The organism is Pedobacter lithocola, assembly GCF_042650845.1.
Classification (GTDB): Bacteria; Bacteroidota; Bacteroidia; order Sphingobacteriales; family Sphingobacteriaceae; genus Pedobacter; species Pedobacter lithocola.
The window spans coordinates 774,062-797,932 of the sequence record NZ_JBHSBW010000007.1 but is presented as its reverse complement, the minus strand read 5'-3'; the positions used below and the strand labels follow the sequence as shown (position 1 = coordinate 797,932).

26 protein-coding genes are annotated in these 23,871 nt (G+C 34.1%); 11 read left to right on the top strand and 15 right to left on the bottom strand.

The genetic code is table 11. The features are described from left to right. Positions 1-145: 145 nt before the first annotated feature. Positions 146-1,312, top strand: coding sequence for a diaminopimelate decarboxylase (gene lysA / locus ACFOWA_RS05790; protein ID WP_378982692.1), 1,167 nt, complete (start codon positions 146-148; stop codon positions 1,310-1,312). 84 nt (positions 1,313-1,396) lie between these two features. On the opposite strand, the gene ACFOWA_RS05785 is transcribed toward lysA, so the two are convergent. Genes ACFOWA_RS05785 through ACFOWA_RS05775 form a run of 3 tightly spaced genes read right to left on the bottom strand, consistent with a single transcriptional unit; the run spans position 1,397 to position 3,273 of the window. After that, complete coding sequence (locus tag ACFOWA_RS05785) at positions 1,397-1,609, bottom strand: hypothetical protein (RefSeq protein WP_378982689.1); 213 nt, start codon at positions 1,607-1,609, stop codon at positions 1,397-1,399. A 48-nt stretch (positions 1,610-1,657) separates the two neighbouring features. Continuing rightward, positions 1,658-2,038 (bottom strand): SRPBCC domain-containing protein, encoded by a 381-nt coding sequence (locus tag ACFOWA_RS05780; protein ID WP_378982686.1) that lies wholly within the window; start codon positions 2,036-2,038, stop codon positions 1,658-1,660. A 44-nt stretch (positions 2,039-2,082) separates the two neighbouring features. Continuing rightward, on the bottom strand, positions 2,083-3,273 hold the full coding sequence (locus ACFOWA_RS05775; RefSeq protein ID WP_378982683.1) for an acyl-CoA dehydrogenase family protein: 1,191 nt from the start codon (positions 3,271-3,273) through the stop codon (positions 2,083-2,085). A gap of 113 nt (positions 3,274-3,386) precedes the next feature. Between ACFOWA_RS05775 and ACFOWA_RS05770 the strand changes: the two genes are divergently transcribed. After that, on the top strand, positions 3,387-3,752 hold the full coding sequence (locus tag ACFOWA_RS05770; protein ID WP_378982680.1) for a dihydroneopterin aldolase: 366 nt from the start codon (positions 3,387-3,389) through the stop codon (positions 3,750-3,752). A gap of 5 nt (positions 3,753-3,757) precedes the next feature. Continuing rightward, entirely contained in the window at positions 3,758-5,173 is a 1,416-nt protein-coding gene (locus ACFOWA_RS05765; protein WP_378982677.1) for an FAD-binding oxidoreductase, read from the top strand. Between the two features lie 80 nt (positions 5,174-5,253). On the opposite strand, the gene ACFOWA_RS05760 is transcribed toward ACFOWA_RS05765, so the two are convergent. Next, a complete protein-coding gene (locus ACFOWA_RS05760; protein ID WP_378982674.1) occupies positions 5,254-5,742 on the bottom strand; it encodes an acyl-CoA thioesterase in 489 nt (162 codons plus the stop codon). Positions 5,743-5,810: 68 nt separating this feature from the next. On the opposite strand from ACFOWA_RS05760, the gene ACFOWA_RS05755 reads away from it, so the two are divergent. Both ACFOWA_RS05755 and ACFOWA_RS05750 read left to right on the top strand, forming a co-directional pair. After that, the gene (locus ACFOWA_RS05755; protein ID WP_378982671.1) at positions 5,811-6,245 is read left to right on the top strand and encodes an Hsp20/alpha crystallin family protein; all 435 of its coding nucleotides are present in this window, start codon (positions 5,811-5,813) and stop codon (positions 6,243-6,245) included. Positions 6,246-6,415: 170 nt separating this feature from the next. Beyond that, positions 6,416-7,732 carry a nicotinamide mononucleotide adenylyltransferase gene (locus ACFOWA_RS05750; protein ID WP_378982668.1) on the top strand — a complete coding sequence of 439 codons (1,317 nt, stop codon included), beginning with the start codon at positions 6,416-6,418 and terminating at the stop codon, positions 7,730-7,732. Between the two features lie 37 nt (positions 7,733-7,769). On the opposite strand, the gene ACFOWA_RS05745 is transcribed toward ACFOWA_RS05750, so the two are convergent. Continuing rightward, complete coding sequence (locus ACFOWA_RS05745) at positions 7,770-8,792, bottom strand: S66 peptidase family protein (RefSeq protein ID WP_378982666.1); 1,023 nt, start codon at positions 8,790-8,792, stop codon at positions 7,770-7,772. Positions 8,793-9,167: 375 nt separating this feature from the next. Between ACFOWA_RS05745 and ACFOWA_RS05740 the strand changes: the two genes are divergently transcribed. Then, a complete protein-coding gene (locus ACFOWA_RS05740) occupies positions 9,168-10,466 on the top strand; it encodes a DEAD/DEAH box helicase (RefSeq protein ID WP_378982663.1) in 1,299 nt (432 codons plus the stop codon). A 156-nt stretch (positions 10,467-10,622) separates the two neighbouring features. Here ACFOWA_RS05740 and ACFOWA_RS05735 read toward each other — a convergent pair whose 3' ends face one another. From ACFOWA_RS05735 to ACFOWA_RS05725, 3 genes are all read right to left on the bottom strand, one after another. Beyond that, the gene (locus tag ACFOWA_RS05735; protein ID WP_378982661.1) at positions 10,623-11,906 is read right to left on the bottom strand and encodes an OmpA family protein; all 1,284 of its coding nucleotides are present in this window, start codon (positions 11,904-11,906) and stop codon (positions 10,623-10,625) included. A 241-nt stretch (positions 11,907-12,147) separates the two neighbouring features. Then, positions 12,148-12,678 (bottom strand): RNA methyltransferase, encoded by a 531-nt coding sequence (locus tag ACFOWA_RS05730; protein ID WP_378982658.1) that lies wholly within the window; start codon positions 12,676-12,678, stop codon positions 12,148-12,150. Positions 12,679-12,771: 93 nt separating this feature from the next. Continuing rightward, positions 12,772-13,923 carry a galactokinase gene (locus ACFOWA_RS05725; RefSeq protein WP_378982656.1) on the bottom strand — a complete coding sequence of 384 codons (1,152 nt, stop codon included), beginning with the start codon at positions 13,921-13,923 and terminating at the stop codon, positions 12,772-12,774. A 64-nt stretch (positions 13,924-13,987) separates the two neighbouring features. Here ACFOWA_RS05725 and ACFOWA_RS05720 point away from each other — a divergent pair, with 64 nt between their 5' ends. Then, positions 13,988-15,028 (top strand): aldose epimerase family protein, encoded by a 1,041-nt coding sequence (locus tag ACFOWA_RS05720; RefSeq protein WP_378982653.1) that lies wholly within the window; start codon positions 13,988-13,990, stop codon positions 15,026-15,028. A gap of 2 nt (positions 15,029-15,030) precedes the next feature. Next, positions 15,031-15,426, top strand: a complete 396-nt coding sequence (locus ACFOWA_RS05715; RefSeq protein WP_378982650.1) for a DUF1398 domain-containing protein — start codon at positions 15,031-15,033, stop codon at positions 15,424-15,426. Here the strand turns inward: ACFOWA_RS05715 and ACFOWA_RS05710 are convergent. The 4 genes from ACFOWA_RS05710 to ribD are packed head-to-tail and all read right to left on the bottom strand — an operon-like array spanning position 15,423 to position 18,814. Continuing rightward, positions 15,423-16,283 carry a nucleoside phosphorylase gene (locus tag ACFOWA_RS05710; protein ID WP_378982647.1) on the bottom strand — a complete coding sequence of 287 codons (861 nt, stop codon included), beginning with the start codon at positions 16,281-16,283 and terminating at the stop codon, positions 15,423-15,425. The two genes, ACFOWA_RS05715 and ACFOWA_RS05710, sit on opposite strands and share 4 nt — an antisense overlap. 11 nt (positions 16,284-16,294) lie before the next feature. Next, positions 16,295-16,909 carry an IMPACT family protein gene (locus ACFOWA_RS05705; protein ID WP_378982645.1) on the bottom strand — a complete coding sequence of 205 codons (615 nt, stop codon included), beginning with the start codon at positions 16,907-16,909 and terminating at the stop codon, positions 16,295-16,297. Further along, a complete protein-coding gene (locus tag ACFOWA_RS05700; protein ID WP_378982643.1) occupies positions 16,899-17,765 on the bottom strand; it encodes an EamA family transporter in 867 nt (288 codons plus the stop codon). The genes ACFOWA_RS05705 and ACFOWA_RS05700 overlap by 11 nt, the downstream gene beginning before the upstream one ends. Next, positions 17,762-18,814, bottom strand: coding sequence for a bifunctional diaminohydroxyphosphoribosylaminopyrimidine deaminase/5-amino-6-(5-phosphoribosylamino)uracil reductase RibD (gene ribD, locus ACFOWA_RS05695; RefSeq protein ID WP_378982640.1), 1,053 nt, complete (start codon positions 18,812-18,814; stop codon positions 17,762-17,764). Before ribD ends, ACFOWA_RS05700 begins: the two co-directional genes overlap by 4 nt. A gap of 61 nt (positions 18,815-18,875) precedes the next feature. Between ribD and prmC the strand changes: the two genes are divergently transcribed. Further along, entirely contained in the window at positions 18,876-19,721 is an 846-nt protein-coding gene (gene prmC, locus ACFOWA_RS05690) for a peptide chain release factor N(5)-glutamine methyltransferase (protein ID WP_378982637.1), read from the top strand. On the opposite strand, the gene xerD is transcribed toward prmC, so the two are convergent. Further along, positions 19,718-20,617, bottom strand: a complete 900-nt coding sequence (gene xerD / locus ACFOWA_RS05685) for a site-specific tyrosine recombinase XerD (protein ID WP_378982635.1) — start codon at positions 20,615-20,617, stop codon at positions 19,718-19,720. The two genes, prmC and xerD, sit on opposite strands and share 4 nt — an antisense overlap. Before the next feature lie 131 nt (positions 20,618-20,748). Here xerD and aroQ point away from each other — a divergent pair, with 131 nt between their 5' ends. Both aroQ and ACFOWA_RS05675 read left to right on the top strand, forming a co-directional pair. After that, positions 20,749-21,174, top strand: coding sequence for a type II 3-dehydroquinate dehydratase (gene aroQ, locus ACFOWA_RS05680; protein ID WP_378982632.1), 426 nt, complete (start codon positions 20,749-20,751; stop codon positions 21,172-21,174). 77 nt (positions 21,175-21,251) lie between these two features. Continuing rightward, positions 21,252-21,977: a TlpA family protein disulfide reductase gene (locus ACFOWA_RS05675; RefSeq protein WP_378982629.1), complete on the top strand. Its 726-nt coding sequence runs from the start codon at positions 21,252-21,254 to the stop codon at positions 21,975-21,977. Here ACFOWA_RS05675 and ACFOWA_RS05670 read toward each other — a convergent pair. Both ACFOWA_RS05670 and ACFOWA_RS05665 read right to left on the bottom strand, forming a co-directional pair. Next, a complete protein-coding gene (locus tag ACFOWA_RS05670; protein ID WP_378982626.1) occupies positions 21,974-22,984 on the bottom strand; it encodes a glycosyltransferase family 2 protein in 1,011 nt (336 codons plus the stop codon). The two genes, ACFOWA_RS05675 and ACFOWA_RS05670, sit on opposite strands and share 4 nt — an antisense overlap. After that, positions 22,981-23,865: a lysophospholipid acyltransferase family protein gene (locus ACFOWA_RS05665; RefSeq protein ID WP_378982624.1), complete on the bottom strand. Its 885-nt coding sequence runs from the start codon at positions 23,863-23,865 to the stop codon at positions 22,981-22,983. Before ACFOWA_RS05665 ends, ACFOWA_RS05670 begins: the two co-directional genes overlap by 4 nt. Positions 23,866-23,871: the final 6 nt, after the last annotated feature.

Sequence of the window (23,871 nt, the reverse complement as noted above, 5' to 3'; positions counted from 1 at the left end):
CAATAGAATCAGGAGTAATACGATAGAAAAGCGGATTTTGCCGTTATATTGTTTTTGGGTAATTCTTCCGTGCTTTAAATCGAGGTAATTGCCCCAATAAATTAGCCCAAAAAATAAAATTAAAAATATTATAAGGAATTTGAACATGTTCGCCGATAAAGATATATCAAAGTTTAACAATATAGAAACACCATTTTATTATTACGATACCGAATTGTTGCAGAAAACTTTGCGTACATGTGCTGATGCTGCTGCTCCGTTTAAGTTCCACATTCATTATGCGTTAAAAGCCAATTTTAATTCGGTTTTGCTTGAACAAATAAAAGGCATTGGTTTTGGTGCCGATTGTGTTAGTGCTGGAGAGGTGAGAAGAGCAGTTGAAGTGGGTTTCGACCATAAAAAAATCGTTTTTGCTGGTGTTGGTAAATCTGACAAAGAAATAAATGAGGCTTTAGATTTGGATATTTTCTGCTTTAATGTAGAATCGATTCAGGAACTGGAAGTTTTAAATGAACTTGCTGTAGCAAAAGGTAAAATTGCTCAGGTAGCCATTCGCATTAACCCAAATGTAGATGCACACACGCACCACAACATTACAACAGGTTTAGATGAAAATAAATTCGGTATTAATTCTTGGGATTTGCCAGAATGCGCCGAAACTTTAAAAGCATCTCCTAATCTTAAATTCATTGGGATTCATTTTCATATCGGTTCGCAAATTACAAACCTCGATGTGTATAAAAACCTGTGTGTTCGAGTTAATGAATTTGCCAAATGGTTTGAAGATAAAGGTTTTAAATTAGAAGTTTTAAATGTTGGTGGTGGTTTAGGTATCGATTACTATAATCCCGATAATCAAATCCCTGACTTCGCCGCTTATTTCCAAATTTTCAATGAATTTTTAGATGTTAAACCCAATCAAGAAGTTCACTTCGAGTTGGGAAGGGCTTTGGTTGGTCAATCTGCATCGCTAATTACCAGAGCATTGTATATTAAAAATGGTAAGAAAAAGAACTTTGTAGTATTAGATGCAGGAATGACAGAATTAATGCGCCCGGCTTTATATCAGGCTTACCATAAAATAGAAAATTTAACTCAATCTAAAATCGTGCGTCTAAAAACCGAAATCAAATATGATATTGTAGGTCCAATTTGTGAAAGTACAGATTGTTTCGGTAAGGAAGTTGAGCAACCAGAATCATTTAGGGGAGATATTTTTGCTATTCGTAGCGCAGGTGCTTATGGAGAAGTAATGGCATCCAAATATAATTTGCGAGATGCAATAAGGTCGGTTTATAGTAATGAGATTTAATAATAACAATAAGTAATCATTGCGAAGCACGAATCGATCTTAATAGAAGAATAGATTGTTTCGTGCTTTGCAACGACGTTTTAATTATTTCCTCTTCGATGCTACAAATACAAAAACACCAGCTACTAAGATAATCCCGCCAACGTAAGGTGGCCAGTTAACTGATTTTTCTCTGTCTGCCGAAATCTGTATCGGACCAGCATCTACAATTTTTTCTTTTTTGGTATAAGAAAAGCCAGTCCAAACCAGCATTGCAATTCCCACAAGAATTAATATTAGTCCTACCGTTTTATTCATGATTCTAGTTATTTTTTAAAATCTAAACAGCGATAATAACCTAATGTTTTATTCATCAAAAAAATCTACCAATCCGCCAATAAAATATTCTTCAATTCCTTCGGTAAATTCTTTATAATCTTCCTCCGGAATATTGGTTTGCTTAAACTCTAACGAAGTTCCAGTTTTATCAGCGTGAAGTTTAATGGTTACTATAGATGGTTCTCCATCTTCACCAAAATACCACTGCTGAACAATTTTTTTATTGGTTTCAAATTCTATGTTTTTTCCAACAATATCGCCATCCCAAAAAGAAAATTCGGTATCAGGTTTTTCTTCGAATTCCACTTCGGCACCTGTCCACAGCTTAATACTGATGTCTTTAGTAAGCGCTAAATAAACCTCTTCGGGTGTAGATGGTATGTATGTGTATTTTTTGTAGTCTCTCATCAACTATTTATCTTGAAAATCCTATTATCTTAAAAATCCTGCTCTTATTTAAATGCATTTAGTCCAGTCACATCCATTCCTGTAATTAACAAGTGGATATCGTGAGTTCCTTCGTACGTTACCACAGATTCTAAATTCATCATGTGTCGCATAATGGAATATTCTCCTGTTATCCCCATTCCACCAAGCATTTGGCGGGCGTTTCTGGCAATATCCAGTGCAATTTCGACGCTGTTTCTTTTTGCCATCGAAATTTGTTCTGCTGTTGCTCGGTTCTCACTTTTCAGCACACCTAAACGCCATGCCAATAATTGACCTTTGGTGATTTCTGTAACCATTTCTGCTAGCTTTTTTTGTTGCAATTGAAAGCCACCAATTGGTTTACCGAACTGAATTCGCTCTTTCGAATAACGCAATGCCGTATCATAACAATCCATTGCAGCACCGAGTGCACCCCAAGCAATTCCATAACGTGCCTGGTTTAAACAACCTAGCGGACCTTTCAATCCACTAACATTCGGGAAAACATTTTCTTTCGGAATCTCAACATTATCAAAAACAAGCTCTCCGGTCGCCGATGCTCTTAAGCTCCATTTATTATGTGTTTCTGGGGTAGAAAAACCTCTCATTCCACGTTCAACCACCATTCCTCTTATTTTACCAGCTTCATCTTTAGCCCAAACAACTGCTATATCTGCAAAAGGAGCATTGCTAATCCACATTTTAGCACCGTTTAAAATATAATGCGAGCCAGCATCTTTTATATTGGTAACCATTCCGCCTGGGTTAGAACCATGGTCTGGTTCAGTCAATCCGAAACAGCCCATCATCTCGCCATTTGCTAATTTTGGTAAATATTTGTTACGCTGTTCTTCACTTCCGTAAGCGTAAATCGGATACATGACTAAAGAACCCTGAACCGATGCGGTAGAACGAATGCCCGAATCGCCACGTTCAATTTCCTGCATTAAAATACCATAAGCAGTATAATCCAAACCTGCGCCACCATATTCGGCCGGAATTGTTGGTCCGAAAGCACCAATTTCTGCCAATCCTTTAATTAAATGTTTAGGAAATTCTGCCTTTTGAGCGTAATCTTCAATTATTGGACTAACTTCTTTTTTTACCCATTCGCGAGCTGTAGAACGTATAAGTTTATGTTCATCTGTTAGCAATTCATCCAATAAATAATAGTCTGGTGCCTCGTACAGGTCTTTTTTTACTGATTTGCTCATGTAATTTCGTATTATCTAGTTAAGAAATCCGTTCAATTTCAAAGGTAACAATTTACGGCAAGGGGCATGATATTCATGAATAAAAATATAATTTTACACCACACAAATTTTACATGGGTCAATTTAAACAAACAGTAGCTTTAAAAGATGTAAAATGCATTGCCATGCATGGTTATTATCCTGAAGAGCAACTTATTGGAAATCATTTTATTATCGATTTAACAACTGAATTTTCACCTCTCGGTTTTGATGATGAACTTGCTCAAACGGTAAATTACGAAGATTTGAATAAGATTATTATAGAAGAGATGAAAAAAACTCAAAAGCTTTTGGAAACGGTTTTGAATAATATCATTGCTAAAATTATTGAGCTATATCCATTTATAGAAACTGTCAACGTCAGTATAAAAAAGTTAAATCCACCAATGCCAGGACAAATCGGTTATTCGTTTGTTCAATTATCTTACACATCAGCCTAATAGAAATGAATTTTACCAAAATAAATGCAGCAATTTTAACAGAGATTAAATCGGCCATTGGCGATGAAAAGGTTTTTACCGACGCTGAAAGTTTGGATAATTACAGTCATGATGAAACAGAAGATTTGCGTTACCAACCCGAAGTTGTAGTAAAACCAACTTCGACAGAGGATGTTTCTGCTTTGCTGAAAATATGTAGTGCCCACCATGTGCCAGTAACGCCTCGTGGAGGCGGAACGGGATTAAGCGGGGCAGCTTTACCAATCTACGGTGGGGTTTCTTTATCGATGGAAAAATTTAAATCGATACTCGATATTGATACAGAAAACCTGCAAGCAACTGTTGAACCTGGTGTAATTACTGAAGAATTTATCAATGCGGTTGGAGAAAAAGGATTGCTTTATCCGGTCGACCCAAGCAGCAAAGGTTCTTGCTTTATTGGTGGTAATGTTGCACATGGTTCTGGTGGGCCAAGAGTTGTGAAATACGGAACCATACGAGAATACATCTTAAATCTTGAAGTTGTTTTACCTAACGGTGATATCATTTGGACAGGTGCAAATACATTGAAATATGCATCAGGTTATAATTTAACACAGTTGATGATTGGTTCAGAGGGAACTTTAGCAGTAGTTACTAAAATTGTAACTAAGCTTTTGCCTAAACCAAGTCAGTCGGTTTTAATGATGGGTTCTTTTAGTACCAATGAAGATGCTTGCGCAGCAGTTTCTGCAATTTTTAGGGCAGGTGTAACGCCATCTGCTTTGGAATTTATGGAACGAAAAGGAGTAGAATGGGTAATTAATTTTGATGATATAAAATTCGATTTAAAGGATGACGTAGCCGCATTATTAATGATTGAATTTGATGGTGATGATTTAGACGATATTCTTAAAAATTGTGAGAAAACTAATCTCGTTCTAGAGCAGCATAATTGCACCGAAGTTTTGTTTGCAGATACTGCATCTCAAAAGGAAGAACTTTGGAGAATGCGTAGAACAATGGCCGAATCTGTAAAAGCCAATTCGGTTTACAAAGAAGAAGACACAGTGGTTCCACGGGCTGCTTTACCAAAATTAATAAATGGCATTAAAGAAATCGGTTCAAAATACGGTTTCGAAAGTGTTTGTTATGGTCATGCAGGTGATGGAAACTTACACGTAAACATTATTAAAGCGGGTATGAGCGATGAAGATTGGGAGAATAAACTCAAATTTGGTATTGCTGAAATTTTCGAACTAACAACTGCATTGGGTGGGACTTTATCTGGCGAACATGGTATCGGTTTGGTTCAAAAGGAGTTTATGCCTATTAAATATTCTGAAATTCATTTAGATTTAATGCGTGGCATCAAAAAAGTTTTCGACCCAAAAGGAATTTTAAACCCTGGTAAAATAATGCCGAATACCCCAACATGCTAAAGAGGACGTTCCCTTTTTTTGCCAATGCTAGGTATTGAATATTTGCTTTAAAGTTCGCCTTTAGTTTCCCCTTTAGGTGGCTAGGAGGTTAACTGCTCAAAACCTAACATTCTTTGTTTTTCTGCCTCTGGAATAGTGGTAGGTCTGCTTGTGTTGTAATCAACTGCAATACAAACCGTTTTTCCTTTGCTACAAATCACTTCTTCAGTTCCTTTTATTTTTACAATTTGATAATCCAAATCAAAACTGGTATTTCCAATTCTGGAAGTTTTAACGTGAATCGCGATTTTATCATTCATCACGATAGGTTGAATATAATCTAGTTCAGCATGAGCAATTACAATACCCGTCTTCTTCCAATCCCATTTTATTATTTCTTCCCAATACTTCGTTCTGGCAATTTCTAAGTAAGTAAAGTAAACAGAGTTATTTACGTGTCCCATTAAATCGAAATCAATAAAGCGCAAATGGATATTGGTTTTATAGTTGAATTTATCCGAAAAATCTCTTATTTCGGACAATTTGTCTTTAGGTTTAGAGATATTTTGCCATAATGTCTTAAAAATCATAAATATTTGGTTTGGTATATAAGTTGAATAGTAGTTAATATCAATTAAAATAATAAAAAATTAGAGATATGACACTTGTAAATTTTAACAACAGAACCCGTAACACAGCTCCTTACTACAACAACGTTTTCGATTCATTGTTTAGCGACGCAGTAAGTAAAAATAAAATGGTAGATAAATCGCCAAATGTAAATATTTACGAAAATGAAGACGCTTATGTTATAGAATTAGCTGCTCCAGGTTTAAAGAAAGAAGATTTTCAAATCAACTTAAAAAAAGATATGCTTTCTGTATGGGCAGAAGTTAAGAAAGACGAAAACCAGAAAGCTAAAGATTTTACACGTAAAGAATTTGACTACAGCTCATTTGCCAGGTCGTTCAACTTACCAGATACAGCTGATGCCGATAAAATTACTGCTGAATATAAAGATGGTATTTTACACATCAACATTAGTAAAAAAGATGATTCGAAATTACAACATAAAGAAATTGTAGTATCGTAATAAAGATTTTCTCGAGAGCGGGATTTCATAATAGTTTTAAGTTTAGGTTTTATAAGGTCAATGTTGGATAACGTTGACCTTATTTTGTTTTAAGATGGTTCATAAGTATGGGCGATTAAACAATAAGCTAATGATAGTAATGAACTAATGATTTTTGTTATTTTTGCGCCATGGAAAGAGAAATTCTAGATACTAAACGCAAAGCATTAAAAATTAATCTCGACCCACGCATTTACGGCACTTTTGCTGAGATTGGAGCGGGGCAAGAAGTTTCTAGAAACTTTTTTAATGCTGGTGCAGCATCTGGAACCGTTGCTAAAACCATGTCGGCCTACGATATGACTTTTAGTGATGCCATTTACGGAGCAGAAACCAACGGAAGATATGTTAGTCAGAATAGGCTTTTACAAATGCTCGACCACGAATTTGGTTTGCTAAACGAACGTTTATCTGGTGAAAAATACGAAAAGCGAACATTTTTTGCATTTGCAGATACAGTTACTACCTTAAATTATAAACGTACCAACGAACCACACGGTTGGGTTGGACTTCGGTTTCAAAGTGAACCAGCGGGTTTCCCGAATGAAATATTTTTTCATGTCCGTTTGCTTGATACTGATGTTAATATGCAGCAACGTGTATTAGGAATTATCGGTGTAAATCTGCTTTATGCAGCTTTTTATCATTATCAAGACCCAAAGTTAATGGTAGAATCTTTAGCCGATAACTTAACCATTGGTTCTGTAGAGATTGATTTAATTTCGGTTAAAGGTCCGGCTTTTCCTGAAGTAGATAACATCTTGCTTAATCTGTACATGATTATGAAAGATTTCTCGGCAGCTGCAATTTTCGATTCTGATGCACATCCTCGCCAGGCTAAAGATTTGTTGTATAAAAAAGACATTATGATTTTGAGAACCAAATACGGTCAGAAATCATTGCCTAACTTTAGCCTTTTTAATAAAGCAACTGACCAGTTTAAGCGTACCAATAAAGTAGAGGATGGGAATTTAGCTGTGATGATTGAGGTTTTATTAACCAATGTTTTAACCGGCGAGCAAGAAACTCCTGATGATATTGATTTAGAGACGGTAGCTAAAAGAGCACAAGAAATGTGCGACACGGGAAATATCGTAATCGTATCTAACTTTACACGTCACAATCGTTTGGCGAAATATTTAGCCCGTTGTAAACCGAAAAGCGTTGGCTTGGCAACTAACATTAATAATTTAAAGTTTGTATTCAATTCTTCCAACTTTAAAGGCGAAAATTATTCAGGGCAATTGTTGAGTTATGTGAACGATATGTTTAATACCAATGTTCGATTGTTTGCATATCCGTTTTTAGATAAGAAAACCAATGAGGTGATTAATACTTCAAATATGCCAGTAACTCCTGAGGCGAAACCACTTTTTGATTTCCTATTAATAAATGGTTATATAACTGATATTGAAGATTATGCAGATAGTGAAGTAAAAACGGTTTAAATTTTTTATCGCATAATGACCTAAAGCTATAATAGTCTTAAATTGTCCTTAAAGTAACACCATTTAAACCTACATCGAAATTATGTTTGGCGCCGCATTTTAAAGCAAAATTATTTCTTTGATGGCCCACAGGAAAATCGAATGCAACAGGGTAGTTGTAAGCTGAAACTTTTTCTAAAATAATTTCATAAATATTTTTCCCAAACTCTTCACCGGCATCATCGGGCTTAACTTTAAACCCACCAACAATTAAGCCTTTTAAATTTTTTAATTTCCCGGTTCGTTTTAAATTCCACATCATCCGATCGATGCTGTATAAGTATTCGCCAGTATCTTCTATAAACAGAATTTTATTTCTGGTATCTAAATTAGATTCACTTCCTGCTAAAGTTTCAATAATGCTCAAATTGCCTCCAACTAGTATTCCAGCGGTATTTCCTATTCGGTTGTTGCTATTAATGGGAGTGGAATAAACCATTTGTTCGCCCATTAAGGCCTTTTTTATTGATAAAATAGTTTCAATTTGAATGGGTTCAGCTTTGCTCCAATCATCAGGAAAGCTATTACACATTTTAGAATGGATGGATGCAATGCCAAAATTCTTTGCAAGGTGACAATGCAAAACGGTAATATCACTAAAACCAATTATCCATTTTGGATTACGTTTGAAAGCGGTAAAGTCAAGTCGATCAATAATTCTTACGAAGCCATAGCCGCCACGAGCACACATTATTGCTTTAATATTAGGATCATCGAGCATTTGCTGAAAATCTACTAATCTTTCATCATCTGTACCGCCGTAAGTAAAATCTCGTTTGCCAATTGTTGAACCAATCTTAATACTGAACTCCCAATTCTGCATCTGTAAAATCGATGGTTGTACCTGCTCTAATGTAATGTACCCTGCAGGACTAGTAATACCAATTGTATCGCCTGGTTTTAAATATGGTGGAATTTTAAATGAAGATTGCTCATCCTCAAATGAATATGCTAAACTTTTAAAAGCTGGTAAAAGTGTTGCTGCTGCAATAAATGAAGAAAGGAAATATTTTCTGTTCATCTAAACTTAAATGTAATATTGACTTGAGCGAATATATGATTAAAAAATGTGGCTCAAAAGAAAAGGGATTTATATCCATAAATCCCTTTTTTAAACCAAACAAATTAATCTGTAAAAGATTAGTATAATGTGAATTATATAAGTAACCATCAAGCAAATAAAATGTTTTAAGATTTTTCAAAAAATTTTTTATTAGTCGAAAACATAGTACTATCTGGTTATTTATTTTTTAAATATGTCATCATTGTCTTTAACAAGCCCTATATCCCAAATCAGTTAAGTTTAATGGCATTCATTTTCAAACCTTTAAATTGGATATCTTAAAAGCTAATTATTTTGAGGATATTTGCATTTTCATACATTAAAATTTAAGCAGTGTCTTTAGATAAATTAAAACTAAGCAAACCACTTGTTGCAGCAATGACTGAAGCAGGATTTTTAACACCAAAAGAAATCCAAATCAAAACAATGTCGCGTATTTTGGGTGGTCAGGATGTTATAGCGGTAGGTCCAGAGGGTTCGGGGAAAACAACAACTTATGTTTTAGCCACATTAATGAAGTTAAAATATGCTTTTGAAGAGGCGCCAAGAGCTTTAATATTAGTGCCTGATGCAGAGCATGTTGACCATGTTTTGGAACAATTCAAACTGTTAAACCGTAACAACACCTTCAGGATTTTAGGAATTGATAGTAGAGGTGCAGTTGATACGCAAATGAATGAGATTACCGATGGTTGCGATATTATTGTGGCTGTGCCAGATAGGGCTCGTGCTTTATATTTAAAATTGGCGCTCAACACTAACAAAATTCAATTATTTATTGTAGATAATGCCGAATTAATTGTTAAAAAAGGTTTGCAACTTCCTGTCGTTGAATTGGCTAATAGTGCATATAAAGCGCAGCATATAGTATTTACAGAGTTGATTCATGAGAAATTAAACCTAATGATTTCGCCATTTATGAAAGATTCTACAACAACAATTGAGGTTGATGAAATCGGTGAAAAGCAAGCAGAAGTTTATCAGCAGATGCTTTACCAAGTTCCAAATTTTAGAACTAAACTTAACTTGCTAACCTTATTAATGAACGATGTGGAGTTTTTTGATAAGGTTGTGGTTTTCGTAAATACACGATTAACGGCTCAAACGGTGTATAAAAACTTTAATCACACAAATGAAGATGAGTTTACCATTTACCGCTCTTTGTTTTTTGATGATAAAGGCTATGACGATATCGAAGAATTTAAAGCGAATCCCAAATCGAGAGTTTTAATTGTAGCCAACGAGAATTTAGAAGATTTAGACATTCAAGGAATTCCATACATTATTCATTTAGAATTGCCAGAGCAAAAAGAAACTTTAATTCAGCGTATTGTTAAACAAGGTGATGAAGAAGTTGTAGCCATTACGTTTTCTACCGATATTGAATTAATTGAAGTGAAAAAAATTGAACAGGCAATTGGGCAGCGAATGGATGTGATGGATTTGCCCGATGATTTGAAAATTATTGATGCAGCATCTAAACCAAAGAAAAAGAAAACTGAGGAAGAGGAGGACACATCGGAGCGGGGTGCAGCCTTTCATGAAAAAAAAGCAAGCAACTTAAAAAACTATAATTACAGCGCTGGTACAAAGGCTAAGATGACATATAAGAATAAGAAGGGCTTATCTTAATCCATGAAATCTCTTGTAATTCGGCAGTCTTAGTTTGTCTTATGATTTCATGCTTGTAGCTGCGACAAGCTCAGCATGACATATTTATTGTAAAAATATCTAAACCAAAAAAGCCCCGATTTTCATCGGGGCTTTTCTATTTCAATTAACTATTGACTAGTATAATGTAAATTCTACACGACGGTTTTCTTGACGACCAGCTGCAGTTTTATTTGTAGCAATTGGTTGGTCAGGTCCGTAACCTGTAGCTTCAATTCTTGATGCATTTGCACCTTGAGAAACTAAATAAGCTTTTACAGCTTCTGCTCTATCTTTCGATAAACTTAAGTTTAATTCTCTACCACCAGTGTTGTCTGTGTGACCAGCTAATTTTAAGCTAAAGTTTTTCTCTACTAATAAACCAGCAACTCTGTTTAAAGTAGCATAAGATTTAGCACGTAAAGTTGATTTACCTAAATCGAATTCTAAGTTAGAAATCGCATCTTTAACCACTTTACGGTCTGCTTCTGTAATTACAGTAGTTTCTTTAATAACTTTAGTTGTTGGAGCAGCTAAAGGACAACCAGCACCATCTACGACTGTTCCAGATGGAGTTCCTGGGCATTTATCAAATTTATTTGCAACACCGTCATTATCATCATCAGCTAAATCTTTAGCATATTGTTCTCTATCTCTAGCGGCATTTTGCTCAGCAGTTGATAATGCTCTTCTTAATTCAGCACTTTCTTCAGCACTTTGTTTGCGTAAATCTGCAACAGCGCTATAGTTTTGTAATTGAGAGTTTTCTTTGTTACCCAATGCAAACTCTAAACCTACGTGAGAATAAGAATATCTGTTCTCTAGATAAGCACTTTTAACTGTTGGAGAAGATTTGATAAAGTTGATATCGTAACCTAAATCAATGTTGATTCCTTTAGATACACCAAATTTAAATCCAACTCCTGTAGGAATATACCAACCTTCTCTATCTTGGAAAGCTTGAACATTTCCAACTTGAGAATCAGAAGACATATAACCAGCACCTGCTTTAATGTATGGGATTAAAACTGCGTTTTCAGTGTTTAAGCTGAAATTAGCGATGTTTAAAACCGCTGTTAACGACCCAGCCCAGTTGATGCTGTTAGTTTGTAAAATTGTACTGTTACTGTTTAAAGTTTTGATTTCACCACGTAAGAAATCAGCTTGTAAGCCTAATGCTGGTAAAATTTGTTTTTTAATGAAAGCACCGTAACCAATACTTTTAAATTCATCAGCTTTTACGCTTCCACCACCTAAAATAGTGTTTTGGCTGAAGATACCACCTTGAGCACCAATGCTCCAAGTTCTTAATGGTTGTTTGCCAAATCTACCAGAAGTAGTTGGAGTTTCCTGTGCAAACAATTGTGAAGATAAGCCTAATAAGGCAACCAACATCGTTGATTTTGTAAATTTCGAATTCATTTTCTTATTAATTTGTAATTATATGCATAACAGCTTTATTTCAGATCTGTTTTGCCTCCCATAAGAAAATATCTTGCCAAAATATAGCTTTACGCTGCAATTGCCATTAAATCAGAAGTTTAGTAATGAAAATTAATATTTCAAAAATGTTACGAAACGGATATAAAGAAGGAAATTTGTGTATAGTTTAGTGTACAAATAACACTATCTCCGTTAAATTATTGTTAATTTAAAAAGCAAATTAGAGTTTTAACTTTGCAAAGAAATCCCAGAAAACTATTCCGGCGGAGATTACGATATTAAAAGAATGTTTAGTTCCAAATTGTGGTATTTCAATGCATTCATCGATTTTTGCCATAACTTCATCACTAACACCATCAACCTCGTTGCCGAATATTAAAGCATACTTTTTTGAAGCATCTGGTGTAAAAGTGTTTAGCATGGTGCTATTTTCAGCCTGTTCTATAGCAACTATTTCATATCCTAAAGCTTTTAAATTATCGATGGCGTCTGTAGTATTTTGATAATGAATCCAATCTACCGATTGTGTTGCACCTAAAGCAGTCTTCTCAATTTCGCGATGGGGTGGTTGAGCAGTAATGCCACATAAAACAACCTTCTCTAAAGCAAATCCATCAGCAGTTCTAAAGATCGAACCTACATTATGCATGCTTCTAACATTATCTAAAACTGCTACAACCTGTAATTTTTCCTGTGCTTTAAATGCTGCAATATCCGGACGATTTAAATCATCCAATGTTAATTTTCTCATTTGATTAACGAAAGTGCTATTTAACTAAAAACAAAAACACGGAACATTTAGAAAACTTCCACATTCCGTTTTTTAAAAATATTTATATTGAATTTAAAGTTTAACTGGTCCGTTACCAATTTCGCTGATGTAAATTTCTGCAGGGTAGCCAACTTTATCAACATAATAATCTGTTAAGTGCTTTGCAAAATCTTCTTCAAAGCCTTTTTCTAATAGCGCAATGGCACATCCACCAAAACCAGCACCAGTCATTCTAGCCCCTATAACATGCTCGTATTCGGTACAAAAATCAACAACAGCATCTAGCTCTTTACCACTAACTTCGTACAATTCTCTTAATGATTGATGCGAAGCATACATTAATCGCCCGAATTCATCTAACTCACCAGCATTTAAAGCCTTCGCAGCTAAATGTACACGACCATTTTCTTTAACAACATGTGTAGCACGATTAAGAATAGTTTCATCTTTTATTAAATGGTTGTGCAATGCAAACTTCTCAGCAGTTAATTCGCACAGGTTATTTAATTTAATTTCTTCATTTAATAAATTTAAAGCCGTTTCACATTCCTGAACACGTTCGTTATATTTAGAATCTGCAAGTTCTCTTGGTTTTTTCGTATTGATTATTGCAAGCACATAATTTCCTAAATTAACATCAACCATTTTATATTTTAAAGATTCGCAATCCAAAACAATAGCTTTATCCTTTTCTCCAAAAGCAACAGCAAATTGATCCATTATACCGGAATTTAATCCAATAAAATCGTTTTCTACTCGCTTGGCAATTTTTACCAGTTCTAAATTATCGTAACCTAAATTAAGGTAATTGTTTAGTGCAAAAGCAGTTGCAATTTCTATAGATGCTGAAGAAGAAAGTCCTGAGCCAATCGGAATATTGCCGAAGTAAAGAAAATCAATTCCTGGTATTTCCTTGCCATCATTAATAAACTCATTAATAACACCAATAGGATAATTAGCCCATAAACTGCTATTTTTTGTATGCTTTTGGTTACTTTCTACCTCAGTTTGTACTTCGAAATTTAAACTTTTAAACCTAAACTTATTATCTGCATTTGTTGCTATTGCTACCCAGGTACCTAATGTAATTGCGCATGGCATAACTAAGCCGCCATTGTAATCGATATGCTCGCCAATTAAATTAACACGACCTGGGGTAAAGTACACTGCATCAGCATTTTTATGGTATTGCTCGGCAAATTTTTCTTCAAGTTTAATCTTCATCTGGTAGAAAATATTTAAATAATGTTATGTTTGTTTTGGAAACAAAGGTCCTAAGTTACAATTTATGAGCGTTCAGCAAATACCTACAGGAAAAATTATTAACGGCGAAGAAGTTATCGCTATCCATTTAACTAATACTAAAGGCACATTTGTAGAGATATTTACTTATGGTGCTATCATCAATAAATTTATAGTTAAAAATATCAATGGAGATTTACAAGATATTGTTTTAGGCTTTGATGATGTTGAGCAATACTTGGATGAGGAATATCTAGAAAACAACCCGCACATTGGTGCTGTGATTGGCAGATATGCAAACCGGATTAAGAATGGGGCATTTAGCATTGATGGAATAAATTATCAGTTGGTAAAAAATACTGGTACAGATTGTTTACACGGCGGTATTATCGGTTTTGATAAGAAGGTTTGGGATATTGTGGAAGAGGGAGATAGTTTTGTAACTCTCGAATATGAAAGTGTTGATGGCGAAGAAGGTTTTCCGGGAAATTTAATTATTGATTTAACCTTTGAATTAACTGAGAATGATGAACTTATTTTAAGCTATGAAGGTGAAACGGATAAAGCAACTGCTATTAATTTAACCCATCACAGTTACTTTAATTTAGCACCAAAGGGTGGTAATGTTGGTAAACACGAGCAACAAATTTTTGCTTTAAGATATTTAGAGCAGGATGAAAACTATTGCGTTACAGGAAAATTATTAAGTGTGAAAGACAGTCCGTTGGATTTTACAGAATTGAAAGAAATTTCGCAAGATTGGAACCCGGAAGAAGGCTATGACCAAACTTTTGTTTTAGATAAAATTTACGGAGATTTATCATTAGCGAGCAAAACAATCGAAAATGAAAGCGGTTTAGTATTAAGCGTTTACACAACAGAACCTGCAGCGCATTTATACACTTCGAAATATTTAAAAGTTAAAAATGGCAAGGGTGGGAGAGATTATGGTGCTTTTGAAGCTTTTTGCATTGAAACACAGCATCATCCAAACGCGATAAATATTCCTGAATTTCCATCAACAATTTTGCGACCAGATGAACTATACTCACAAACTACAATTTTTAAAGTTTCCTTAAATAAATAATTATGTTTCAAATAGAAGAGATTAAAAAAGCAGAATCTAAAATAAATACCGGAGCTGATTTTCCTCGATTTATAAAGGATATTAAAGCATTAGGAGTTGTGCGGAATGATGTTTATGTGGCAAATGGATTATCTATTTACTATGGTGATGATGACCAAACCGTTCAGGCTAGTCCAGCTGAATATCCGGCTTTGGTTATTAATGATGAATCATCAGAAGATAAATTAAAACATGCTTTGGAAGTTCATCAAAAGGGCGAAACAGATTACTTTACCTTTTGCAAGCAAGCAGCTGATGCTGGTGTAGAGAAGTGGGTTATCGATTTAAAAGATATGACTTGTACTTATTTAAACAACGAACAAAAAGAATTGGTGCAAGAAAAAATTCCAACAGTTTAAATTCTCTCTAAAACCAATTTAATTGCTTGGTCAACAATTTTATTTGGCTCATTGCTGAATTCAAATTTGACTCTGCTGGCTAAAATGGCATTTATAGACAGTGCCTTATGGCCTAACACTTTGGCTAATGCGTAAATGCCTGCAGTTTCCATCTCTAAATTTGTAATTCTGTTTTGATTATTTTTGAAACCGTTAAGCAAGTTTACAAAATCTGCAACTGCATTTTTAGCACGAACTTTTCTACCTTGTGGTGCGTAAAATCCTGGTGCTGTAACAGTTATTCCGTGCATTAAATCTTTTCCAATTGTGTCAAGAAGTTCATCATTAGCTGCAGTTAAGTACGGGTTAATGTGTTGCACATGCCCAAAATGCGTCTTTACAGCGTCTAATAAATTACGTTCATCACCAGATAAATCCTGAACATAATAATTCATCAAAGCATCCAGTCCTAATCCATAAGAAGATGCTAAAATTGTTCCCATCGGAATATCTTCTTGAACTGCTCCAGACGTGCCAATGCGAATAATATTTAAAGATGTTAACTGCTCTTTTATCGTCCTCGATTCAAAATCGATATTAACCAAAGCATCCAATTCATTAAAAACAATATCTATATTATCGGTACCAATGCCTGTGGATAGTACCGTAACCCTTTTGTTGCCTACAAAACCTGTATGCGTAATAAATTCCCGCTTACCTTTTTTTAATTCTATACTATCAAAATGTTTACTTACTTCGATAACACGGTCAGGGTCGCCAACCGTAATTATGGTATCTGCCACATCGCCTGGCAATAAATTAAGATGATAAATGCTTCCATCTGGATTGATAATTAAATCACTTTCTGCTATTTTCATAAACGGGATGGTTAAATGGTATAAAGATATTTTAGCTTTAAACCTTCAATTTTTTCAAACCTACTTAAAACATGGTTAAGTTGTGCCTTTCTCACCTCAAATTTAATAAAGCATTCAACATCAAAATTTTGTGATAATGCTGCTAAATTCTCTTCTTTTATCAGCTTCATAACATCATTCATCTGAAGGAATTCAAAAATAACTTCGTAAACATCGTTTACAGTTTTAGTTATTATTGAAGTAGATTTAATGGCCTCAATACTAGCACATTTATATGCATTAATTAAACCTGGAACACCTAGCAAAGTTCCTCCGAAATATCGGACAACAACTATTAAAACATTGGTTAAATCTTCTGATAGTAAACAATTTAAAATTGGCCGACCAGCTGTACCAGATGGTTCTCCATCATCATTTATTCTGAAAATAGATCTATCTGGTGTAAGTCTGTATGCATAGCAGAAATGCCTTGCTTTTCCATGTTCTGCTTTTAAAATGGCTATTAACGGCTTTACTTCGTCTTCATTCCGGATAGGATATGCATAAGCTATAAACTTACTTCCCTTATCTCGAAAAATACCCTCTGCATTGCCAGCAATTGTTCTGTATGCATCATCAAATAGCATTTAATTGAGATAACGTAATTAAAATTACTGCACATATGGCAAGTAGAATACCTATATAATTTACTTTGCTTAGTGTTTCTTTAAAAGCAATAAGGCCTACCAATGTTCCTAAAACAATAACACCTAAATTCATTGCGGCAAAAACAGTTGATGGGTTTGATGATAAAGCTTTATGAGCTTTCAGGTAAAATAGGATGTTTCCAAAATTAAATAAACCCAATATTAGCCCACAACCCAAATTTACAAATTGAATTTTTGTTTCTCTTTTATAAACCATGACGCTAACAATGATTAACGCGACAAAGAACGACAGACAAAATACAACAAAAAGTGATGAAGTGTAAGGAAGTTCTTTATATAAAGCAATTTGTTTAAAAAGCACATCAATAACGCCAAAACCAATAAAAACCAATATGGGATAAATCCATTTGGTTGGTATTGATTGTGCTTGTGATTTTCTTATAAAGGTTAAAATAATGGCAATGAAACCGATACCTAAACCTGCAAATTTTAGCTGATTAAAATCTTCTTTAAATATAAAATAAGCGGCTAAAATGGGTATAAATAGTGATAGCCTTTGTGCGATATCAGTTTTTACAATTCCTAAATTTTTTACCGATGCAGCAAGGAATAAAAATATGGTGGGTAATAAAATGGCTAAAGCAATATAAATTGTCCACGGGGCGGATGAATTGATAAGTTTTAAATCAGGCTTAAAAAATAAATAGCATAAAATAAGTGCTGTTAAATAATTTACAGCAACAGCTTGTATAATGCTAATTTGATATCTCCTAGCAAGCTTTAAAAGTATTGCTACTGTAACACTACAGAAAATGCTTAAAATTATGTAAATCATTTAGTTATGTTATTATAGATGGTTAGTTTATCCTCACCAATATTAATTCGGTCTATCACATTGCCATTTATTATGGGAGATGGTACACCTTCATTCCAACTATTTGGGGAGGTAAAAATTCGGGCTTCATCCCAAAGCTTGGCTTGTAAAAATTGGTTCAAAATGTTTGCTCCACCTTCTATAATTACTGATTGAATATCCATTAGATAAAGTTGAAAAGCAATTTTTTGGGCAAGATAGAAGTGCATATCTTCCATTTGGATGTAGTGAACGTTTTCAACAACATCAGTTTTGATCTCATTAAAAATAATCGTTTTGGCTTCCTTATTAAATATATGGTTGCTTGATGGAATTTGTAAACTTTTATCAATAATCAATCGAACTGGATTTTTACCTGGCCATTCTCTGCTGGTAAGTTTTGGATTATCCATAATGGCGGTGTGCTTCCCAATTAAAATTGCATCTTCTTCTGTGCGCCATTGGTGGGCTAAACGTTTGGCTAAGCCTCCACTAATCCATTTTTGGTGACCATCCAATGTAGCAAAATAACCATTTGCAGTTTCTGCCCATTTTAAAATTATAAAAGGTCGCTGCTTTTCTATTCTGGTAAAAAAACGGCGGTTAAAATACCTGCACTCATCATCTAAAACACCACTAATTACTTCAATTCCAGCATTTTTTAACTTCTCAATACCTTTTCCATCAACTCCAGAAAACGGATCCCGATTGCCAATAACTACCTTTCTTATTTGATGTTTTATAAATAAATCTGCACAAGGTGGAGTTTTGCCGAAATGAGCGCAGGGTTCTAAATTTACATAGGCCGTTGCTTGTTTTAATAAACTTTCAGCATCATTCCCATATTTATCAATCACAGCCTTTACTGCATTAGGTTCTGCATGTGCCTCACCAAATTTTTTATGATATCCTTCGCCAATTATTTTGTCATCTACAACAATTACACAACCAACCATCGGATTAGGATTTACATTCCCAATAGCTATACCGGCTAATTCTAAACAACGTTTAACGTAAAATTCATCGCTCATTAACACAAAAGTAGTTAAATTATGACAAGGATAGCGGTTCGGTTTATTACTTTTGCAATCGATGAATATTAAGGCGTTACAAAAAGAATATATACAAAGTTTAAGTCGTTTTTACGATGCTGATGAAGCTAAAGCAATATTTAATCTATCTGTAATCAGCATTTTAGGCATTAATCAAAGCGAATTGCTCCTGCCAACAGATAAGGAATTGGACACCAAAGACTTGGATAAGCTCAACAAAGTTTTAAAAGAACTTAGTACAGGAATGCCAATACAGCAAATTTTAGGAGAAACGATTTTTTACAAATTGCCATTTAAAATAACTGCTGATGTTCTTATTCCAAGACCAGAAACCGAAGAGCTGGTAGATTGGATGATAACTGAACTTAAGGATAAAAATAAATCCCTTTTGGATATTGGTACAGGTTCTGGCTGTATTCCTATCACATTGAAGAAAAACTTGCCTCAACTGGATGTTTCAGCAATAGATGTATCTGCAAATGCACTTAGTATTGCAAAAGAAAATGCATCATTAAATAAAGTTGAGGTAAATTTTATCGAGGCTGATATTCTTAATTACAGCAGCGATATTAAATATGATGTTATCGTAAGCAATCCACCTTACATCCGCGAAGTGGAAAAGGCTGATATGCATGAAAATGTATTGGCTCATGAACCACATTTAGCCCTTTTTGTGAGCGATGAAAATCCATTAATATTTTATGATGCCATTTCTGATTTTGCCTTAAAAAACCTAAATCCTAACGGTTATTTGTTCTTTGAAATTAATGAGTATTTATGGGCAGAAACGCTTCAAATATTGATGGATAAACGGTTTAAAAACATCGAATTAAAAAAAGATATGCAGGGAAAAGATCGCATGGTTTTGGCCAGAACTAATCCTTAAGCCCTTGGGTGAAATTGTGTAATCACTTCGCGTAAATAATCCCTATCAATATGCGTGTAAATTTCGGTGGTAGTAATGCTCGAGTGTCCAAGCATTTCTTGTACAGCTCGTAAATCTGCACCACCTTCTATCAAATGCGTTGCAAAAGAGTGGCGTAAAGTATGCGGACTAATTGTTTTCTTAAGTCCAGTTGAGGCGGCTAAAGTTTTTATGAGATTAAAAATCGAAATTCTGGAAAGCTTCGTTCCTGACCGATTCAGGAAAATAAAATCTTCATTGCCTTTCTTAATTTTAACATGAACCCTAACTTGAGTAATGTAAATGTCTACGAGTTTTAAAGCGGTGCCGCCAATTGGTATCAATCTCTCATTATTTCCTTTGCCAATTACTTTTATAAATTCTATTTGTGGAGAAAGGTTAGAAATTTTTAATTCTGTTAATTCACTAACCCTCAAGCCGCAACCATAAAGTACCTCTATAATAGCCTTATTACGCATTCCCTCTGGTTTTGAGGCATCAATCGCATCAATTAAAGCATTAATCTCATAAATATTTAAAGTATCTGGTAATTTTCTTACCAACTTCGGCGCTTCGATTAAAGCCGTTGGATTGTTTTCAATAACTTCTTCAATCATCAAAAATGAAAAGAAGGCTTTTAAACCAGAAATTACTCTAGCTTGTGTGGTAGCCAACATCCCAAGGTTGTGAAGCCAACTGATAAAAGATTTGATGTCATTTATGGTGATATCATTTGGGTTTGGCGTTGCGTTAATTGACTTAAAATACTGGCTTAGCTTATCAACATCGCTTAAATAGGCATCAACAGAATTACCGGAAAGTGAACGCTCTAATTTTAAATAAGCTTTAAAACCTTTGGTATATGATTGCCACAGCATGTTTCTATTTAAGTTTTTTTTAATAACATTGCAACGTTACAAATTTAACGTCGAATCGTACAAGAAAATTGAAAGCGATTTAAAGAAAGAAAAACATTATTATATTGAAATAAAATTTACCTTAACATAAAATGAAAATACAAATTATAAATGGACCAAATTTAAATCTTTTAGGCGTGCGTGAGCCATCTATTTATGGAAACACAAGCATTGAAGATTACATCAAAGATCTGAAAGACATCTACACTATTGTAGAAATAGACTATTTTCAAAGCAATGTAGAAGGTGAGTTGATTAATAAACTTCATGAAGTTGGCTTTAGCTTCGATGGTATTATTTTAAATGCCGGAGGTTATACCCACACTTCGGTAGCTTTGGCGGATGCAATTTCGGCTATCAAAACTCCGGTAATTGAGGTTCACATATCGAACATTTATGCCAGGGAAGAATACCGCCATGTTTCTTTAACGGGTAAAAACTGCAAAGGTGTTTTAACTGGTTTTGGAATGACTGGATATCGATTAGCCTTAGAAAGTTTATTAATTAATGCTAAATAATTATGATATTCCTGTTTTAAGACAACTGAAGTTCATTGTCGCCAGATATTAAAAATGAATTCTAACAGCTCCTCAAAATGATAAAATCTACATTATCTATTTTTCTAATTTTCTTCGCTTTGCTTTGTAACGCTCAAAAAAATGCTGGTACAAAGACATCAATGTTTAACGACAAATCGATCGTTAGGGGTGAAGATGGCATGGTTTACACCACCGAGATTTGGAAAAAACTTTTGCGAACGGGAAAGTATTCTATAAAAAGTAGAAATACAACTGCTGAAAATGGCGAGCCAGAATGGCTTATTTATGAGCTGACGGATAAAGAGCATCAAATTTTAATGGATAAAATGCCGAAACCAAGAGCTAGTGATTCATTTGTAGAAGGATCTAAATTCAATGGTTTTAAAACATCTGATATGAATGGCAACAGATACGATTTAAAAAACGCGGCTGGAAAAGTGATTGTATTAAATTTCTGGTTTATCAATTGTCCGCCTTGTAAAGCAGAAATTCCTGAATTAAACAACCTTGTAGATAATTATAAAAGCAATTCAGATATTATTTTTTTAGCAATTGCTTTGGATGACAAATACGAGTTGCAAGATTTTTTAAAACAAACGCCCTATAATTATAACATTGTAAATAGTGGTAGATATATAGCAGAAAGATTTGGTGTAAAATCTTACCCAACCCATGTTGTTGTAGATAAAACCGGAACAATAAAATTTAGTACTTTGGGCTTAGCACCAAATACAATAGCATGGATTAAAAAATCTATTGATGAATCTTTAAACCCAAATTAGAGGTTAGAAAAATATTTGATTTTTTTAATGAAAAATGCCCAAACTACGCTGTTTTTATAAACTCCTTTATGTTCTGAATATGGTTTCTGGTTTTGCTTTCTTTTAGCAGCTGTTTTGGCCAAATCTTTTATAAAATGCAAGTGGCCTTTGCTAACAGCAATTGTAAATTTTGGCTTTCCAGATAATAAAAAATGCCACCAAGCTATAAAATCAATAAACATCCTTAAAGTAATGCGAAAAAATGCATCGCCAGCTGGAAGATTTTTTTGCATGATGATAAGGTTATTTCTAAAGTTTAAATAAGTTTTAAAGGGGTTTTCTGTTTGTAAAGTACCGCCACCGACATGGTAAACTTCAGCATCAGGGCAATAAACAATTTTATAATCTAAGTTTTTTAATCTCCAGCACAAATCAATTTCTTCCATGTGTGCAAAAAGGTCGGCATCTAAACCACCTGTTTCTTTCCAGTATTTACTTTTGATAAAGAATGCCGCACCACTTGCCCAAAATATTTCTGCAGTTTCGTTGTATTGATTTTTATCAATTTCGTAAACATTAAACAATCGTCCGCGGCAAAAAGGGTAGGCATAAATATCTAAAAAACCACCAGCAGCACCTGCATACTCAAATTGATTTTTGTTTAACTGCCATTTTATTTTTGGTTGTGCAGCAGCAATTTTATCATCGCTTTGCATTAAATCTATAACTGGCTTTATCCAGTTTGGTGTAACCTCAACATCCGAATTTAAAAGAATAAAATATTCAGCTTCAACTCGTTCTAAAATTTTGTTGTAACCACCTGCAAAGCCATAGTTTACATCATTCTTTATAATTTTAACAGAAGGAAAATTTGCTTCAACAAAATCAATGGAGTCATCGGTGGAACCATTATCGCCAACAATAACTTGCAGATTATCGTATTCTGAAAGTATTACGCCAGGTAAGAATTGTTTAAGAAATGATTTTCCGTTCCAGTTTAAAATTACAACCGCTACTGATGGACTCATGTATTAATTAGTTCAGGTTTAAATTTCCAACGTTTGTGGCTCCAAAGCCAAAATTCGGGTTTATCTTTAATTATCTTTTCTAAATACTCAAAATGTAAACTGGTAATTTCTCCATCAGCAGTAAGTGAAGGATTTGAGCACATTGGCAAAACCTCTACTTTGTAATAACCCATTTTTACTGGCGTTACCTTAAAATAATAGATTGGCCGGTTGGTGGCTTTGGCAATTTTTTCAACTCCTAGCAAAGCAGCAGTTGGTTGATTTAAAAAGTTTACAAAATGTTTATATTCTGAAACAACTGGCGATTGGTCGCTAGCAAAACATAACAAACTCGGCTCGTTTTTATAAGTAGCAATTGATCTTAAAGTTTGTTTCATTGCCACAAAGATATTTCCATATTTTGTACGAAATTTATTAAACCAGGCTTCAAAAATTTTATTATTTATGGGTTTAAATATTACAATTGTTTTTCCTGTTAGGTTTAAACCTAAAGCTAATGTGCCCAATTCCCAATTTCCATAATGCCCTGTACACGCTAAAACACTTTCACCTTTTTCAAAATGCTTTTCAATTTGTTCTAAACCAGTAAAATGTACTCTTTTTACGGTTTCAGCTTTAGAGATGGTAGATAATTCTATAATCTCAAAAATCAGTTGCGCTAAAAATTTAAAATAGTTTTTTTCAATTTCTAAAATTTCTGCTACAGATTTCTCAGGAAACGAATTGGTTAGATTTGATCTTACAACTTTTTTTCTATAACCAATTACGTAATAAAGCAGATAATATAGTAATCTTGCAAAAAAGAATAATACCCAAAGAGGAAGCAAAGATATTAGGTATAAAAAAAATACGCCAACATGCGCAAAACCTCTTTTTATCATTAATTT